At 61.5% G+C, this 14,509-nt stretch carries 18 protein-coding genes; 17 read left to right on the top strand and 1 reads right to left on the bottom strand.

Features of this window, described 5'->3' with window-relative positions:
- Positions 1 to 131: 131 nt before the first annotated feature.
- The 11 genes from AC5P5R_RS00750 (at position 132) to AC5P5R_RS00700 (ending at position 5,831) form a co-directional block, all read left to right on the top strand.
- The gene (locus tag AC5P5R_RS00750) at positions 132 to 359 is read left to right on the top strand and encodes a hypothetical protein (RefSeq protein WP_154803401.1); all 228 of its coding nucleotides are present in this window, start codon (positions 132 to 134) and stop codon (positions 357 to 359) included.
- The gene (locus tag AC5P5R_RS00745) at positions 356 to 601 is read left to right on the top strand and encodes a hypothetical protein (protein ID WP_032960280.1); all 246 of its coding nucleotides are present in this window, start codon (positions 356 to 358) and stop codon (positions 599 to 601) included. The genes AC5P5R_RS00750 and AC5P5R_RS00745 overlap by 4 nt, the downstream gene beginning before the upstream one ends.
- Positions 598 to 1,068 (top strand): hypothetical protein, encoded by a 471-nt coding sequence (locus tag AC5P5R_RS00740; protein WP_032960278.1) that lies wholly within the window; start codon positions 598 to 600, stop codon positions 1,066 to 1,068. The genes AC5P5R_RS00745 and AC5P5R_RS00740 overlap by 4 nt, the downstream gene beginning before the upstream one ends.
- A 197-nt stretch (positions 1,069 to 1,265) precedes the next feature.
- Positions 1,266 to 1,853 (top strand): ParA family protein, encoded by a 588-nt coding sequence (locus AC5P5R_RS00735; RefSeq protein WP_053451587.1) that lies wholly within the window; start codon positions 1,266 to 1,268, stop codon positions 1,851 to 1,853.
- 11 nt (positions 1,854 to 1,864) lie between these two features.
- Positions 1,865 to 2,419 (top strand): hypothetical protein, encoded by a 555-nt coding sequence (locus AC5P5R_RS00730; RefSeq protein ID WP_053451586.1) that lies wholly within the window; start codon positions 1,865 to 1,867, stop codon positions 2,417 to 2,419.
- A 322-nt stretch (positions 2,420 to 2,741) separates the two neighbouring features.
- Complete coding sequence (locus tag AC5P5R_RS00725; RefSeq protein ID WP_053451585.1) at positions 2,742 to 2,960, top strand: hypothetical protein; 219 nt, start codon at positions 2,742 to 2,744, stop codon at positions 2,958 to 2,960.
- Positions 2,947 to 3,162, top strand: a complete 216-nt coding sequence (locus AC5P5R_RS00720; RefSeq protein ID WP_053451584.1) for a hypothetical protein — start codon at positions 2,947 to 2,949, stop codon at positions 3,160 to 3,162. Before AC5P5R_RS00725 ends, AC5P5R_RS00720 begins: the two co-directional genes overlap by 14 nt.
- Positions 3,152 to 3,511 carry a hypothetical protein gene (locus tag AC5P5R_RS00715; protein ID WP_053451583.1) on the top strand — a complete coding sequence of 120 codons (360 nt, stop codon included), beginning with the start codon at positions 3,152 to 3,154 and terminating at the stop codon, positions 3,509 to 3,511. The genes AC5P5R_RS00720 and AC5P5R_RS00715 overlap by 11 nt, the downstream gene beginning before the upstream one ends.
- 483 nt (positions 3,512 to 3,994) lie before the next feature.
- On the top strand, positions 3,995 to 4,576 hold the full coding sequence (locus tag AC5P5R_RS00710; protein ID WP_053451582.1) for a hypothetical protein: 582 nt from the start codon (positions 3,995 to 3,997) through the stop codon (positions 4,574 to 4,576).
- 74 nt (positions 4,577 to 4,650) lie between these two features.
- Complete coding sequence (locus AC5P5R_RS00705; RefSeq protein ID WP_053451581.1) at positions 4,651 to 4,992, top strand: hypothetical protein; 342 nt, start codon at positions 4,651 to 4,653, stop codon at positions 4,990 to 4,992.
- A gap of 50 nt (positions 4,993 to 5,042) precedes the next feature.
- The gene (locus tag AC5P5R_RS00700; RefSeq protein ID WP_032960260.1) at positions 5,043 to 5,831 is read left to right on the top strand and encodes a hypothetical protein; all 789 of its coding nucleotides are present in this window, start codon (positions 5,043 to 5,045) and stop codon (positions 5,829 to 5,831) included.
- Between the two features lie 22 nt (positions 5,832 to 5,853).
- On the opposite strand, the gene AC5P5R_RS00695 is transcribed toward AC5P5R_RS00700, so the two are convergent.
- On the bottom strand, positions 5,854 to 6,903 hold the full coding sequence (locus AC5P5R_RS00695; protein WP_141098027.1) for a hypothetical protein: 1,050 nt from the start codon (positions 6,901 to 6,903) through the stop codon (positions 5,854 to 5,856).
- A 992-nt stretch (positions 6,904 to 7,895) separates the two neighbouring features.
- Between AC5P5R_RS00695 and AC5P5R_RS00690 the strand changes: the two genes are divergently transcribed.
- From AC5P5R_RS00690 to AC5P5R_RS00665, 6 genes are all read left to right on the top strand, one after another.
- On the top strand, positions 7,896 to 8,327 hold the full coding sequence (locus AC5P5R_RS00690) for a hypothetical protein (protein ID WP_053451579.1): 432 nt from the start codon (positions 7,896 to 7,898) through the stop codon (positions 8,325 to 8,327).
- A gap of 35 nt (positions 8,328 to 8,362) precedes the next feature.
- Positions 8,363 to 8,971 (top strand): hypothetical protein, encoded by a 609-nt coding sequence (locus tag AC5P5R_RS00685; protein WP_049427027.1) that lies wholly within the window; start codon positions 8,363 to 8,365, stop codon positions 8,969 to 8,971.
- Positions 8,972 to 9,037: 66 nt separating this feature from the next.
- Positions 9,038 to 10,165 carry a hypothetical protein gene (locus AC5P5R_RS00680; protein ID WP_049427029.1) on the top strand — a complete coding sequence of 376 codons (1,128 nt, stop codon included), beginning with the start codon at positions 9,038 to 9,040 and terminating at the stop codon, positions 10,163 to 10,165.
- 64 nt (positions 10,166 to 10,229) lie between these two features.
- On the top strand, positions 10,230 to 10,724 hold the full coding sequence (locus AC5P5R_RS00675) for a hypothetical protein (protein ID WP_064237933.1): 495 nt from the start codon (positions 10,230 to 10,232) through the stop codon (positions 10,722 to 10,724).
- A 2-nt stretch (positions 10,725 to 10,726) separates the two neighbouring features.
- Positions 10,727 to 13,741 (top strand): TraM recognition domain-containing protein, encoded by a 3,015-nt coding sequence (locus tag AC5P5R_RS00670; protein ID WP_033834491.1) that lies wholly within the window; start codon positions 10,727 to 10,729, stop codon positions 13,739 to 13,741.
- Positions 13,742 to 13,826: 85 nt separating this feature from the next.
- On the top strand, positions 13,827 to 14,357 hold the full coding sequence (locus tag AC5P5R_RS00665) for a hypothetical protein (protein ID WP_033834492.1): 531 nt from the start codon (positions 13,827 to 13,829) through the stop codon (positions 14,355 to 14,357).
- The last annotated feature ends 152 nt before the right edge of the window (positions 14,358 to 14,509 follow it).

Here is a 14,509-nt window from a genome sequence, read left to right as displayed (position 1 = left end):
ACTTAAGCATGCGACACGAACGCGTTTTGACAAGCCCTAAAAGCAGTTCTTGATTTTAGTCAAAAACCCTTCAAATCAATGGGTTGACAAGGGTTGGCGATGTGGTTGGATCGTGGTGTAGGAGCGGTTTAATGGGTAAACCGACCTATCCACAAAAAGAGAGTGACGACATGAAGATTCATCCCGTCGAGCCTGCCAGCACTGACCTGGCGCATTTCCAACTCCACACCGCCGCGCGGTTCCTGGACCGCACCAATGGCCTCAATCAGCTGGCCGACAAGCACCGCAGGAACCAGCGCTTGGCCACCCGCGCCCGCCATGAGCGGCGTTGGAAGAAGGAAGAGGAGCGCTTCGTATGAGCATTTTGAACATGGCCCTGCTGTTTGTCGGTCTCCTGGGCACCGCGGTGTTCTACCGGGACCTGGTCGCCAACCCCATCTCCGCCGGGCGCGCCCTGGTGCGCTTCTATCAACTGCCGGCGGAGCATCGCCAAGGAAGGGTGCTGCAAGAGGTTTCGAAGACGTGGTGGAGCATCGTGCTGGTGCCGTTCTACGCGTTGGTGGCCTTGGTGCTCATCGGGGTTCTGGGAGGTGGGCAATGAGTGCCGGGACCGAAAGCCTCATCAGGGCCATCCAAACCAACGACCCGCTGGCCTTCTATGGGTGGCTCCACACACTCAAGGGGACGCCCGACCTGGACGCTGGCGTGGCCGGCGATCCTGGCATCACTGCGTTGGGCGTCGCCTCCGTCATGTATGCCAAGGCGATCCAGTCGGACCGGATCCTGGCGGCGCGCTATGCCGCGATGATCGAAGCGCTCATGGACGCCGGGGCCAACCCGCTGGTCCGGATTGGGGAGCGGTTCGTGGTGCGACGGGGGCACACCGGGAAGCTAGAACGTCGTCAGATCTCAGAAGTTCGGAGCGTCGCAGAGGTCTGTGGAGGCGTTCTGTGCCCGGCAATGCAGGCATGGTTCGCACGCCATACCGCGGATTTGATGAACACCCACCTTCACCGCTACCACCCAGCGTTCATCAAGACTCAGCAACCGGTCGCTGAAGAGGTTTGAAGCACGTGCCGGCGGCTACTCGCCGCCGAACGGCGTCGTGGGAGAAGGGGCGGGGAGGGCCACGGCTCCCGCCGCGGCCTGAGTCGCTGAATCCCGGACGTCTGCACGGCGAAAACCCTCTGGATGCAGAGGCCCTTGCGGGAATAGGTTTGCATCGTAGTGTGTTGCACGACCTACCCATAAAAGGAGCCCATCTCATGCGTCTCGTTGTCTGTTGCTTCAAAGGGGGTGTGGGGCGCACCACGCTCTCGCTCAACCTCGCCGCCGCGTTTGCCGGCCAATCCCGCGTGCTCGTCAACGACCGCGACCCGCAATGCGGTTCCGTGGCGTGGTCAGCGATGAGCGACGGGGAAACGCCGTTCACCGTGAGCCGTGCCTCATCCCCAGGCTTCGACCTGGAGATTCAAGACCTGCCGCCCAGCGCCCCAGTGAAAGACCAGCTGCCGGACGCGGACCTCTACATCGTCCCAACGCTGCTCGACGGGGGCAGTTACGTCGTCTACCTGCGGACCATCGACACGCTGCGACGTCAGGGCAAGCCCTTCCTGCCGGTCGCCAACCGAGTCAACCTCAAGCGGGCGGAGCACCGCCGCCGGCTGGAAGATCCCAGCCTGGCAGGCGCCATCGTCATTCCCGAGCGGGCGGCGTTGGCGAGCTACTACGAGCTTGGCGAGACCGTGTTCTCCATGCGCGGCACTGGCGTGGACAAGGCGCGAGAGGACATTCTGCGGGTAGGTCAGGCTATCCAAAAAAGATTGGCCAACCCGGCGCGGGGGCATGCATGATGGAGCTCCCAATGCTGCCCCTGCCGGACCTCATGGCTGCCAAGAAGACCCCCGCCAAGAACGCCGTTGCCAAAGCCCGCAAAGACCTGTCCAAGGCCGCGAAAGTGGTCCACGCCAAGCCGGAACGCACGTATGCGCCGCTCATTGATCTGGGCCAGTTTTCCGAAGGGCAACTGGCAGAGCTGATGGTGGCTGCAGGGGACGCGCCTGGGCGGAGAACCTATTTCGACTACTCCGAGGAGCGGCCCTACCTGCGGGACGGCCAGAGGGTTCATCTGGACGTGGGACGCGACTCCACCATGTTCGACTACCGCGACGAGAACGGGGCGCGTGTGGAGCGAACGATGGTCACCGTGCCGCCCAAGCTCCGGGAGCAGATTCAGGACGTCACCGGGGAAGAACAGCCGATTCTCACCACCGCGCTCATTGCGCTGGCTTCCTGGGCTTGCCAGGAGCTCAAAAAGAGCAAGCGTCGCCTCGTCGTGACCACGGCAACCGATGACCTGGATCCAATGCGGAGACAGGTTCGGAAAGCCATCGTGGGGCGGGCGAGGAAACAACGGTAGCCCTAGGTTGGTAGTGAACGACAGGCGGCCATGGGCCGCCTTTTTTATGGCTGGCGGCGGGTGGAAAGAGCAACGGCAAAAGCGGCTAGAGCAAAAGCGTTGTGGAGGAAAGGCGGGTGGGGCCTCGGCTTCCGCCGGGCCCAGTGCTGGGCTGGAAATGTGAGGTTTTTCAGGGTTTTTGTGTCTTTTGCGGTTGCCCGTCAGTTCTATACTTTAGTCAAATAAATGTGTTGTTTTGTGGTTTACATTTTTTGGGTCTGTCGTAACCTGGATTCATGGGAAGGCAATACCGCTGACCGAAAAAGACAAAAAGGTAACCGCCATGCAAAACAACACTTTCACCATCGAAGCCGACTACTCCACCAACAGCTGGGGCAGCAACTGGGAGTCCATCGACAACGCGGAATACTCGACACTCGCCGAAGCCGAAGCCGGCATGGAAGATCTGGAGCAGAAACTGGGCTGGCGCAACATGCGCATCGTGGATGAAACGCGTTTTGTTTGGGCCTACGGACAGGAGGGCGAGGATGAAGATGCCTAAGCTCTATGCCATCCAATCCAAGCAACCGGCCTCACGCCGGTTGCTTGGGCCGCACAAAGAACTGATCTACGTCGATGAATGCAACGTTCTGATTGAAAGCGATGCGCATGTCTTTGACTTCCGCGAGCTTCTCAGGCTCTACAAAGAAGATTTGGAAAGGCGGAAGAGCAACCTATTTCCGGACACACCCTATGGCGGGTAACCTCTACGCCATCCAACCCAAGCAACCGGCCTCGCGACGGTTGCCTACGGTTCGCATTGCCCCGGACAAGGTCGCTCAGTTCCGGGCTCTAGCTCGCCAGAAGGGGCTTACTCCCACCGCCGCCCTTGCTGCCCTGGTGGCCGCCCATGCCGACATCCGCCAGCCGTTCGGGCCCCGAGTCCGTGCCCAGCATGGGCCTGATGGGATGCGCTACGGAGCGGTGCTGCCCGATCCCAAGGTGTCTGAAGAGGTGGCCTTCGGATTGGTGGAAGACGCCCGAGCTGCCGGTATCTCGTTGGGCGAGGCTATGCGGCAACTGGTGGACCGGTGCCTGGAGCAGAGCCGGTGAAGAAATGGAAAGGAAAAACGGCGGCCTGAGGGGCGCCTTTTTTATGACTTGGGTTCGGAGAAAATGCTTTCGAAAGGAGCAGGTGCCCATTGCTGGGGGCAGGGGTAGATGGTTGGGGGATAGTAGAGCGGTGGCTGGGGCGGAAGCCCCGGCCCATGTCCTAACCTCCCCGGAAGGGGCTTTTCAGGCGCGGCCCCGGGCCGCGTTCTTTTGAGCTCTAGGAGAGAGAAGGCAACGGCAAAAGCGGCTCAAAGCAAAAGCGTGGTGGAGAAAAGGCAGGTGGGGCCTCGGCTTCCGCCGGGCCCAGTGCTGGGCGGGAAATGTGAAGCGTTTCGGGTTTTTGGGTTTTCTGCGGTTGCCCGTCAGTTCTGCACTTTAGTCAAATAAATGTGTTGTTTTAGGGTTTACATTTTTATGTCCTGTCGTAACCTGGATTTGTAGGGGGGGCTATGACGCCGACCCAAAAAAGAAAAGATAACCGCCATGCTCATGCGTCATTTCTACCACTGCTCCCGCAATGCCAACCTGGCCGACCAGCCCTTGGAGCCCTTTGATGGGCAAACCTCTGAAATCCGTGGCCTCTGCTTTTCGGATGGCGAAGAGCAGCATTTCGGGCCCCACAGTTACCAGATCAGCCTCCCAGACGACTGCGATTTTCTCACCGCCAACTTGGTGTGGAACATGAAGCTGGCCGTGGAAGAAGGAACCCGGGCGGTGGGCAGGAATGGCGAACAGCTCCAGTTGACCCTCACCATGGCCGAGCAAGCCTGCAAGGAAGCCATGGCAGAGATGGGCTATGACCTGGACGATGAAACCGTTGAGTTTGTTTTTTGCCGCGCCATTGAGTTCGACGATTGCGATGAGAGCATCGGCGGTGACGATAGCGACTGTTGCGACCCCTGGGATGAGCAGATCGACGGCTGGGGCCTGCAAAGCGTTCGGGCCCTGGTGGCGCACAAGCTGGGCTTGGTGGGGGCCGCCATCGATGATGAAAACGGCCAGTGCTACATCAGCGCCAACCCGGACCTGGTGCTGAAAAAGGTGGAAGAGGACGAGGTGTCTTGAAAGTAAGGGCGGATCAATGGCCGTCCTTCTCTTGTCTGCTCCCCCGTCACCGCTGGCCCCATACACTCTTCCCCATGACTCCACTTACCACCCCAGACGGCCGTTACCTCATCGTCCGAGGGCGCCTCTGGCGAACCACCAACCCGGGCCTAAGCGAGCCGCAGAGGGAGCGACTGGTCCACGAGCTGATGGACGCCCGGCGTGCCGTGAAGTCAGCAAAAGCCAACCAGGATGGGGAAGCACTCGCCGCCGCACGGCGCGCCGTGGACAGCGCGAAAACGGGCTTGGGCGAACGTGGCCCGGTGTGGTGGACGGACGGGGAGCCGGATTGGAACCGGCACTTGGTGAAGAACTCCCCCTATGCGGGGTGGTTCTACCAACAAGCCAATGGTGAGGCGGAGACCGGCGAGATGTAGGATGTGGGCTTGCACCGACTTCCGCCTCATGCGTCAGGGATGCTGTAGCCATGGCAAGGAACAAGCCTATCGATTTCCCCGTGCTCCTGGTCGAGTGCGACACAACTGGCGTAACGCGAGACGACCCGATCATTCACATCATGTGCGTGCTGGTCGATAAGGGGCAGGACGGCAACGCGCATCCTGCTGCCACTTATACCGGCTACCAGGAGGTGGCCACGCCATCTTCGGAAGAGGCCTTCAGGGCACACGGTATCTCAAACGAGCGGCTGAAAGGGGAGAGCCTCGACTTGGAGCAGATCCGCGGTCTGATCGCCCAAGCCGGCTCCATTGTTTCGAGGAGCCCACGGTTCAACGCTAAAAAACTTCACGCGCTAGTGCCCGAGTGCTTGGAGAAGCGTTGGTTCCCCTATTCCCACAGGATTCAGAACTGGCGCTGGGAGCATTTCCCGGCCGTGGCTCGCATGGCGATCATGTGTGGTGAGGTGGAGAACGACGGCTATGGAACCATCCATCACCTGTCCGAGCTCCTCAAAATCGAGGCAAGCTCATACGAGGTGGTGTTTGACGAGGACGGGCCGCCTACGCTGACCGTCAAGTTCGGGAGGCGCAAGGTGCTGGAATGCTTCCCCGAGGCCTTGCTGAAGTGTGTAGAAGGGGATCGGTTCCGCTTCCATGGGAAGGAGGGCTACGACTTCATCACCGCCTACTGCGACTCGGGCGATGCCTTCCGTGACCGCGCCTTCCGCTTGCAAACAACGCCTTCAAACCTGGCGCTGGCTGGCACACGGGCCTACTTGCAGAAGATCAAGGGCAACGAATACGTCATTGGTGCATAGGCCGCATTCCGCGCGCCGAGCGTCAGCCCAGTCTCTCGTTCACCAAACGCGCCCAGGCAAGCTGTAGGGATCTAACCTCATCGGCCCACGCCCGGTAATCGTCCAGCGGCATCGGGGCCTCCTGGCCGCGCTTCACCCTCTCCAGGTATTTGGCCTTCCGGGCCAGCGCTTCTCGATACCGCAACTCCGCTTCTTCCAGCCTGTCCGCCCGTTTCGCAGCCTGCAGCTGGGACAGCCGGCGAACGGAATCCGGGTTGGTGGACAGCACGCGGGGAGCATGAGGCAGCGCCTGGCCTTCGGTCATCGGGACGCGCTTGTGGTTGCTGGCCGGGTCCATGACGCGGTGGCGCCAGCACTCTCTCCAGTCGTCTGCGTCCAGCGGGCCATCGCCTGGCACATCCAACGGCACGACGATCCCATGGGCCTCGATGAGCGCCCACACGGCCCGCAGGAACGCGTCCACCGGAAGCCGTAGAAGGGTGACCTGGCCCTCTGCTAGCACCTCGCCCCCGTCCCTCATTCGTAACGCCAGCAGGGTCTCGCTCAGTGCCAAGGCATCGCCTGACCGGGAGTTCCAGCCCACCATGCACACCCTCTCCCCATCCACCTCACCCGACCACGCATAGACCTGGAAGCGGGGCCTGGCGAAACGCGCCAACAGGTGGGAGAGCAGCCGCTCACGCTTGGAGTGACGCGATAGGGGCGTGAAGTGGTTTTCAGCGTAGAGCAACGCAGAGCGCCGACGCTCCAGCAGCAGGGCCACCCGGTCAGGGTCTGCCTTCGCTCGCCATTCGGACCAGCTCACCACATCGCGCAGGCCCTTGGCAGCAGCGCAGGGACGGCAGGACGGCACCCAGTTTTCGACAACGGAAGTCGGCCCTCCCAGTTGAGCGGGAACCAGCGGTGTAGCCGTCCAGGACTGGGGTGAGGACAGGTCCAGCGGAGCGGAGCAGAAGGCACAGGCGTTGCCGAACTCGACCAGCCCTGCTTTGCGTTGCCACCCGTTGGCCTTGCCTTCCAGCGGGGCATCGGCTCGGGCAATGGAATCCAAGAAGGGGGGCAGCTCAAGCACGGAACACCCCCCAGCCGTTCTGCGTAGGCCGAGCACTTGGATCGCAGAACGGGGGCAGTGGGGCGTTGCAGGAGCCTGAAAAAGATTTGACTAAAACGCTTTGCCGAGCCTGTCGAACCACCCCAGCAACCGCCGATCCAAAACCCAGAGCCCGCTTGCCTGATCCATTCCCAGCCCAGCACTGGACCGCCAATCGCTGATCAAAGGCCGGGGGACAGCGAACGAGAGCAAGGTCAGCCCGCTTGACTAAAACGCATTGACTCAAGGCTTTCCAGGCACCCGAAACGGACGCAAGAACCCCAGCACTCCACCACCCGAACCCCCAAGCAGAGTTGACTAAAACGGATGGAGACAGGGCTTTCCGAACACCCGGGTAGCGTGACTGAACCCAACCACTCACGGGATCCCATGCTGGCCTCCGCTTGACTAAAGCGAACAGGAGCAGGGCGCGGGAGTGGGGAAAACGGCGGTCCCCGATTTCTGAGCCAGGGGGCGCGGAGTCGGTGGGGAGGTGGGGAGCTGGCTGGGTGGGGAGGAAGGCTGCGGGGGCTGGCAGAAACTTTTCCGAGGGGCTGAGCGTGGCGGGGGCGAGGGGCATTCGGGTCTCCGGGTCTGTTGAGGATTGGGGCTTTCCTAAACTTCTACCGTGGAAAATCGGAAGCGCAAGATCGGTGGAGCGAAAACTTGGGGAGGACTGCGGGGGAAGAGGTTGGCTGCCCATTCACCGTTCAAGGTTTTCCGAAGGGTGAAGGGAGTAGGCCATACACAAGTCGCACCTCCGATGGGTTCCGGCTTGGCTAGAAACGCTGCGCGTTTCCACCCGCCCAAGCCTTGCTGCGCCTTGTTTTCAGTCTTGGCTAACAACTTGGCCAACCGTTCGGCTGAAAAATGGCCTGCATCCCAGCAAAACAGAAGAAAAACGGCTCAGCCCACTTGCGCTTCTTAAATCCTTTGCTAATCCATGGGTATGGATTTTCATTGCAGGGGGTTAAGTGGGTCGTCCGTCGCTTCCAACCAAGTCTTTCAACATTGCCAGCGACGAGCTGGAGAGCGCGCGGTATTGCGCGAAAGAGCAGGGGGTTTCGCTCAATAAGTATTTGCGCCTGGCGGTCTTGGAAAAGAACCGGGGCGTGGTGCAGGGGTTGGAGACCCGCGACGCCCTGGACGACATCCGGGCCACGGTGCGCGAATCCGAAACCCGGAATGCCATGGTCCTAGAAAGCCTGATGGCGGACCTGCGAGCCGAGCAGAGCGCTGCACTCCAAGCCAATGAAGAACTGGTGGTGAAAACCCTTCAAGCGTTTTCCCAGTTCTTGGCGCAACAAGAACCCGTCGCGCTCGCACCCACCAAGCAACCGGCCACCAAAGCAGCAAGCCGTGGGCCGGTAGCCAATCCGGCGTTCCTGCCTCCCAAGCCCTACTAACCCCTTTCCCAACTACCTCATAAGGAGGCATACCCATGAAGCGTTTCATCCTCACTCTCACCATCGCCGCGTTGCTGGCTCCGGGGCTTTCGTTTGCCCAGGACAGCACCCAGCCCGAACCCCAAAAGACCAACAAGCTGCGCCTGTTCAAGGCCGGCGGGATTGGCTGCGCTGCCGGTGCAGGCATCGCTCTGCTGACCGGCAAGAAAGACAAGGCCCTGACGGCGTGCGCTGCAGGCGCAGTCGTTGGCGGGGTTGCGTCGTATCGCGCGCAGGTCCAGGAAGCCCAGGAAGTGGCAGACGCTGCCAAGGCTGCGGGGCTGGATGCTCAGGTGCATACCAAGACCGTTGAAGCCAAGGACGGCCAGGCCGAGGCCCTGGACAAGCTGGTCATTCGTTACCCGGCCGCTGACATGCAGCCGGTGAGTGCCAAGACCGCTGCCACGCTGGACAAGCTGGCCGCGCTCCTGAAGGCGAGCAAGGAAAAGCTGACGGTCAGCTTCAGCGGTGCGGACACCGCCGTGTGCCAGGTGCCGGTCGTTGAGCTGGCAAAGCGCGGCGCGCTTCAGAACGTCACAGTCGATGACCAGTGCGGCCGGGGCGATTACGCCATCACGGTTTCGCCGATCCCCGACGTTCGCTAAGCCAACCGAGAGCTGGGGGGCGAAAGCCCCCTGGCTCAAATCTTTTTCAAGCGCCTGGGAGGAATCATGACACCCGAAGAACTCATCAAACAACGCAAGCAGCGCGAGCTGCTCGCCAAAGCAGCACAAGCCAAGACCACCGCGCCCGCGGACGCGGAGAAGCTCGTCAGCGATGCGACAAAAGAAAACTTGAAAACCGCAGGCCGGCTGGCTGCAAGTTTTGGCAAAGCCTTGGCAGACAAAACCAAGCAAGCGGCCTCGGTCGCCGCTGAGAAGGGGCGAGAGGCGCAAGAAGCGTTGGCCCGTCGTGCGGAAGAGGCGAAGGCACGCAGGGAAGCCGAAGCCGCCGAGAACGCGCGCTTGGAGGCCGAGCGCGCCCAAGCGTTGGTCGAGCAAGAAGCGACTGCCCAGCCCGAGCCGCGGGTGGTTGAGCCCGAGCCCGTTCAAACCGATTCCGCTCCCGAAGCGCCCGAGCCGGTTGTTGAGGAGGTGGTTCCCGAGCCGACAGCAGAACCAGAAGCAGGCCCCGCGCCTGTCATCAAAGAGCCGGTCAGCGCTCCTGCGCCTGCCGTCAGTGAAGCCGTGGACGCAACGCCTGCCGCTCCAGCACCTGTCGAGCTGGTGGTCCCGTCTGTTCCGGCCTCTGCTCCGAGCAAGCCGGCTCAAGCCCCGGTAGCGGCCCCCAAGGCGACGGCGACCCGGGCCCCGGTGAAACCGGAAGCCCCCAAGGCCAGGCCCGCCAAGCTGTCCGGTGAGGCGGCTGCGAAGGACAGCAACAAGAAGGGTTGGCAACTTCTGGCTGGGTCGGGCGTGGCCGTCTTTGTGCTGGGTGGGGCGTTGGCGTGGTGGATCACTCACCGCTCCAGCGAAACCGTTCCGCTCCAAGACAAACCGGCTGCAGCAGTGACTGCCCCGGCCCCCGTCGCCGTGCCAGTTGCTCCGGTTGTATCCGCGCCGCCCCAGGTCGAGGAGCCCAAGCCCGTGACTGCCCCGGTTGTGGAAGCCCCGGTGCTGGCAGAGCCACCTAAGGCCCAGACCCCGGCAACTGCCCCGGCGTCAAAGCCGATGCCCGTTTCGAAACCGGCTGCAAAGCCCAAGCCGGCCCCCAAGCCTGTTGCTAAACCCGAGCCGAAAAACGATTGGCAGGACCAAGCCAACAGCGATATCGATGCGTGGGCAGAAAAGATCAGGTGAAGTGCTTGCGCTTATCGAAAGCCTTGCTAGAAAGAATGTGTATCCATGAAAGATGGGAGGAAAAATGTTTGGGTGGTTGTTTACGCAGTATCGAAAGCCCGGAAGGCTCCACTTCGGATCGAAGTGGCTCAACCTGCATGGGCGCTTCTTCATTGGTAACCCAGAAAGCTTTGGGCTCTCCGATTGCAGGGAAAACGTCCTGACCTCGTATTACTACCTGCGGGGGGACCGGAAGATGCCGGTGGCAAACGATGAGGACTTTGATGCCTGGAGGATGGACGCCCTGCGCGCCAGCCAGGTTCGGCACGCCAGCGAAAAACATGTGTCCAAAGCCGGCTTTCTTGTCACCTCCGCCGCGTGCGTGGCCTTTTGCTTTGGGGCATTGGTCGTCAACAAAGTGAAAGGAACACGCCCTTCGCCGGCGGCGATCCAACTCGCGCCCTCGTTGTCGTTGAACGAGTGCAAAAAGAAATGGACGAGCGGCACCATCACGCCTCAGGAAATCGTGGCGTGTCAGGTGCTATCTCAAACCAACAACAACAACAACGGGAGGCACTGAGCATGTTGCTATCGCTGATGGATTGGACGGTCGGTATTGGCCGCAAGCTGTTCAAGAAGGACGATCAAGCGTCGAGCACGCTGGAGCAAATCATTCTGGACGGCAATGACCGCTACGAAAACTTGGTCGGGCGCTTTGACGTGAGCGACCGCGTGAAGAGCCGCGTGCTGGACGTTCCCCCGGAGGACGTAGACATGGCGGTCGAAGCGGGCGCTGTTTTCGACGAGAAAGAGATGGCACTGGTTGTGCCCGAAGAACTGGATCTCGACCAGTTCCATCCGTGGTGGCCGAAGGTTCCGGAGGATCTGCGCAACACCCAGGCCCGCATGATCATCACCAAAGAAGGACGTCGTGCCGAAGGCTTCGTGCTGGGGGACGACATGGCGCTGGGCGGCGACAGCACTGCAACCTCGCTGATGTATCTGGCCTTCCCGCTGATCGGTGCGGTTCAATACTTCTTGGGCTCGCTCATTGGCGCTTTTAGTTACGTGGTGCTGCTGGCCGCGATTCCTTACTTTGTTGCGTTGAAGCAAGCGGAAGGGATGAAGGAAGCCTTCAAGGGCCTGGCCCTGATGGTGCTGCCCGTGCTGATTGCAACCGCTTCGGCGGCGTTGTCGTCCGCGCTCCAAGTGGACGCGGCCAGCATGGGGCAAGCAGCGGTTGACCCGATGAACACGGGAGCGGGGATGATGGCGGTCGCTGCGGGCTTTGCCAAAATGGCGGGCATCGTTCTTCTGATCTTGACCATTCCTGGCCTGCTGTTGTTCGCGGCCTTCCTGAGTGCGGCCTCGCATCCCCACCGGGGCGTGCTGGGCGGAACCGCCGAGCGCTTCATTCAGATGATGAAGTGGATGGTGGTGATCTTGGCCCTGGTGGGGATTGGCTCCCTTCTCCCGGACGGAATGGGCGTGGCCGTGGCGTTTGTGATCGCGGCCATGTATGCCCTGCAGTTCACGGAAGGCAACTTCGTTCAAACGGCCGCTCGCCTCTATCTGCAGAACTTGGACAACAACCTGGCGACCCAGGGGGCCCTGTCCAAGTCCCACGTGAAGGCCCGCGAGCAGCAGGCTGCCGAAGCGTTGCGCGACAAGACCCCGCTTTTGAAGGTGGGTCGAGCGTCTGGTCACCTGAACGACCGCGGCCATGGCTTTGCGCCGGACAAGGGCACGGTGATGATGCTGTCCTGGCGCGACCTGACCCAAGGCCTGATCGTCTACGGGCGTATCGGTTCGGGCAAGTCCTTCAGCGTGCTGCGGCCGTTGGCCCGTCGCTATCGCGAGTCCGCATTGGCCGTAGGACTGCGGAATGAACTGAAGGGGAGCGCCGCGGGCGAGACCGTTCTTGATGCGAAGCGCAGCGGGGGTGGAGCACTCATCCTCGACGCGAAGGACGGCGCGATCATCTCCGATCTGGGTAAGGACGCGTTTGATATCGTCGTGCGCGCAGGCATGTCGGTGGCCCCCTACGAGGGCCTGGAGCCGGATCAAATCACCAAGGCCCTTCGCGGCGCGACCGGCGGCAAGGTTGATGAGAAGTCCAAGCTCTGGAGCGATGGCGGCGACGCTTTCCTCTTCCACACCGGCATCATCCTGAAGGCCGCATGCGAGCACGAGCAGGCCTACCGAGACTTCTGCATCGCCAAGCTGGAAGGGTTGGAGCACGCCCGGTTGATGATGCTGCTGGAGCGGGAGGAGCTGGAGAAGCGTGGCTTGGGGTTGGAAGACCTGGAAGCGGTGCTGGCTCGCGTGGAAGAGCAAATGGGCACTTACGCGATTGTGGCGGAGGCTTCCCGGAACTGGTTCTACACCCCATTCCACCATGCCAAGCTGTTGGCGATGGTTGAGCAGGTGGTGCCGACGCCGCGTGGCGGGGAGATCGCCAGCGCTCGTGTGCTGGAGTTGGTGAACTGGTTGGGGTTGGAGCGCCCGGATACGTCTAGCACGGACGAAGAGCGGGAGGCCTATGCCGCCTACTCCCGGGACTACCACAACCGCTTGGCCACCCGGTCCGAGACCGTCCATCCCGACTTGCTGCGTCCCATGTCCCAGCTGCAAAGCTCGCTGGAATGGGCATTGTTGGGCGTTCCCGCAATGCATAAGGAGCAGCGCCAGTCCTTCACGTTGAACTCGCGGGGGCTCATCGAAAAACTGCTTCGGGGTGAAAAGCTCCGGACGGCGGATGACATCCCGTGGCATTCCGTTGAACGTGGGGAAGTGGACGTCTCCCAAGCGCTTTACGGAAAGTTCGTGGGCTTGTTCCTGCCCCCCACGCAGTTCGGCGAAGCGGGCGACATGATGCAGCGGTTGCTCAAGCAGCGTGTCATGAACGGCATTCGGGCACGCGGGGCGCACGGCGACAAGTGGCGCGAAATGCTGCCGGGCCAAACCGACGTGCTGCTGATGATGGACGAGGCGCATTTGCTGCTGACTTCGGACGACGTGCTGCTCTTCAGCACCTCCCGAAGCCTGGGGTTGATGCCGGTGATCGCGGTGCAGGGCCACGACAGCCTTATCAACACCTACGGGTCGGAGAACGAAGCCGATTTGCTGGCCAACACCATGCAATCGGTCATCGCGCTCAACCACTCGTTTGTCACACGCAACTACTTGATGAAGCGGCTGGGCAAGGCTCAGTTGACCACCTTCAAGGAGCCGACGCGTGGCATCGATTTCTCGGGTGGCTTGACCAACTTCCGCCACAGCGTTCTCAACGACCCGAACCACCCCTACGCAGCGGCCTACGAGCAAATGCTGATGCAGGGCGCAGGCCGCTTGAGCGCGCTTCGCGTGGATCCGGCGACGGGGCGCAAATGGCGCGTCGGGGCTGAAGACACGGTGGGCCAAGAGGAGCTGGCACGGGACATCGACATGCCCACAGGGGGCAAGCGGGAGGTCCTGCCGCTCTTCCTGGAAGAGGAATACCCGGCCCTGACCGCTGCACGCGGCAATGCGATTGTCTCGCTCTGCCGGGCAGGCGTGAGCCGCACGGACTTGGCCGAGATGATGCCCAACGACTGAGCCCAAAAAGGGCAAGGCAACCCTTGCCCTTTTCCAAAATCGATCAATGCTGACCTAACCACCCATTTCCTTGAAGGAGGACTTTATGAGCAATGCCCACCTCGATGCCTTGAACGACCTGCTGGGCGCTCGCGATAAACGGCGAGCCAAGCTGGCCGGAGAGCGTCCAAACGACCACCAACCGCAGAAGAAAGCAGCCTTCGACCAGTCGCTGGCGAAGGACCAGGCCGATATCCAGGAGAAGCAACAAGCCGTGTTGGACTGGGCCAAGCAAGCCAAGCCCGACGAGATCACCGACGCGCGAGAGCGCTTGCGCGCACAGGTGCAGCAGCGCGCTGAAGACGCGCCCAAAGACAAGCACGCCCAAGTGGTGTTCAGCACCGTGGACGAATGGCGACAGAAGCGCCAGCAGAAGGACGGGGGGCAACCCTTGGGGGAAAACATCCCCATGCTGACTGCGGCCCAGCGGCAGCAAACCATGGGGCCTGGTAAGTTGGGCTACGCGCACTACGCCGCCAGCGCGAAGAAGGAAGCAGACTTCATGAAGCGCTATGAGGCGAACTTCGACTGGGACAAGCACGAGGCCCAAGTCCAGAAGAACATCTACCGTCAATGACGGTCCATTCCCCGCGCCGCATCCAGGGCCCTTCGGGGCCCTTTTTGTTGGGCGCGTTCCCTTGTTTGTGAGTGGATCGATCTACCCATAAAAGCAAACGTCAAAAGCGGCGGGGTGGGGTTGGAAAAGAGAAGAAAGGTTTTGACTAAACA

The organism is Stenotrophomonas sp. YJH_SMC_19, from assembly GCF_059367915.1.
The sequence above is the reverse complement of the archived record's forward strand: the minus strand, read 5'-3'. Positions and strand labels throughout refer to the sequence as shown.

What these genes read in the sequence shown, in the direction of transcription:
- AC5P5R_RS00685 (WP_049427027.1), top strand. Translation starts at nt 8,363, where the DNA reads ATGAAGCGTTTCATCCTCACTCTCACCATCGCCGCGTTGCTGGCTCCG.
- AC5P5R_RS00675 (WP_064237933.1), top strand. Translation starts at nt 10,230, where the DNA reads ATGTTTGGGTGGTTGTTTACGCAGTATCGAAAGCCCGGAAGGCTCCAC.
- AC5P5R_RS00745 (WP_032960280.1), top strand. Translation starts at nt 356, where the DNA reads ATGAGCATTTTGAACATGGCCCTGCTGTTTGTCGGTCTCCTGGGCACC.
- AC5P5R_RS00740 (WP_032960278.1), top strand. Translation starts at nt 598, where the DNA reads ATGAGTGCCGGGACCGAAAGCCTCATCAGGGCCATCCAAACCAACGAC.
- AC5P5R_RS00705 (WP_053451581.1), top strand. Translation starts at nt 4,651, where the DNA reads ATGACTCCACTTACCACCCCAGACGGCCGTTACCTCATCGTCCGAGGG.
- AC5P5R_RS00715 (WP_053451583.1), top strand. Translation starts at nt 3,152, where the DNA reads ATGGCGGGTAACCTCTACGCCATCCAACCCAAGCAACCGGCCTCGCGA.
- AC5P5R_RS00750 (WP_154803401.1), top strand. Translation starts at nt 132, where the DNA reads ATGGGTAAACCGACCTATCCACAAAAAGAGAGTGACGACATGAAGATT.
- AC5P5R_RS00735 (WP_053451587.1), top strand. Translation starts at nt 1,266, where the DNA reads ATGCGTCTCGTTGTCTGTTGCTTCAAAGGGGGTGTGGGGCGCACCACG.
- AC5P5R_RS00680 (WP_049427029.1), top strand. Translation starts at nt 9,038, where the DNA reads ATGACACCCGAAGAACTCATCAAACAACGCAAGCAGCGCGAGCTGCTC.
- AC5P5R_RS00720 (WP_053451584.1), top strand. Translation starts at nt 2,947, where the DNA reads ATGAAGATGCCTAAGCTCTATGCCATCCAATCCAAGCAACCGGCCTCA.
- AC5P5R_RS00665 (WP_033834492.1), top strand. Translation starts at nt 13,827, where the DNA reads ATGAGCAATGCCCACCTCGATGCCTTGAACGACCTGCTGGGCGCTCGC.
- AC5P5R_RS00725 (WP_053451585.1), top strand. Translation starts at nt 2,742, where the DNA reads ATGCAAAACAACACTTTCACCATCGAAGCCGACTACTCCACCAACAGC.
- AC5P5R_RS00730 (WP_053451586.1), top strand. Translation starts at nt 1,865, where the DNA reads ATGCTGCCCCTGCCGGACCTCATGGCTGCCAAGAAGACCCCCGCCAAG.
- AC5P5R_RS00700 (WP_032960260.1), top strand. Translation starts at nt 5,043, where the DNA reads ATGGCAAGGAACAAGCCTATCGATTTCCCCGTGCTCCTGGTCGAGTGC.
- AC5P5R_RS00670 (WP_033834491.1), top strand. Translation starts at nt 10,727, where the DNA reads ATGTTGCTATCGCTGATGGATTGGACGGTCGGTATTGGCCGCAAGCTG.
- AC5P5R_RS00710 (WP_053451582.1), top strand. Translation starts at nt 3,995, where the DNA reads ATGCTCATGCGTCATTTCTACCACTGCTCCCGCAATGCCAACCTGGCC.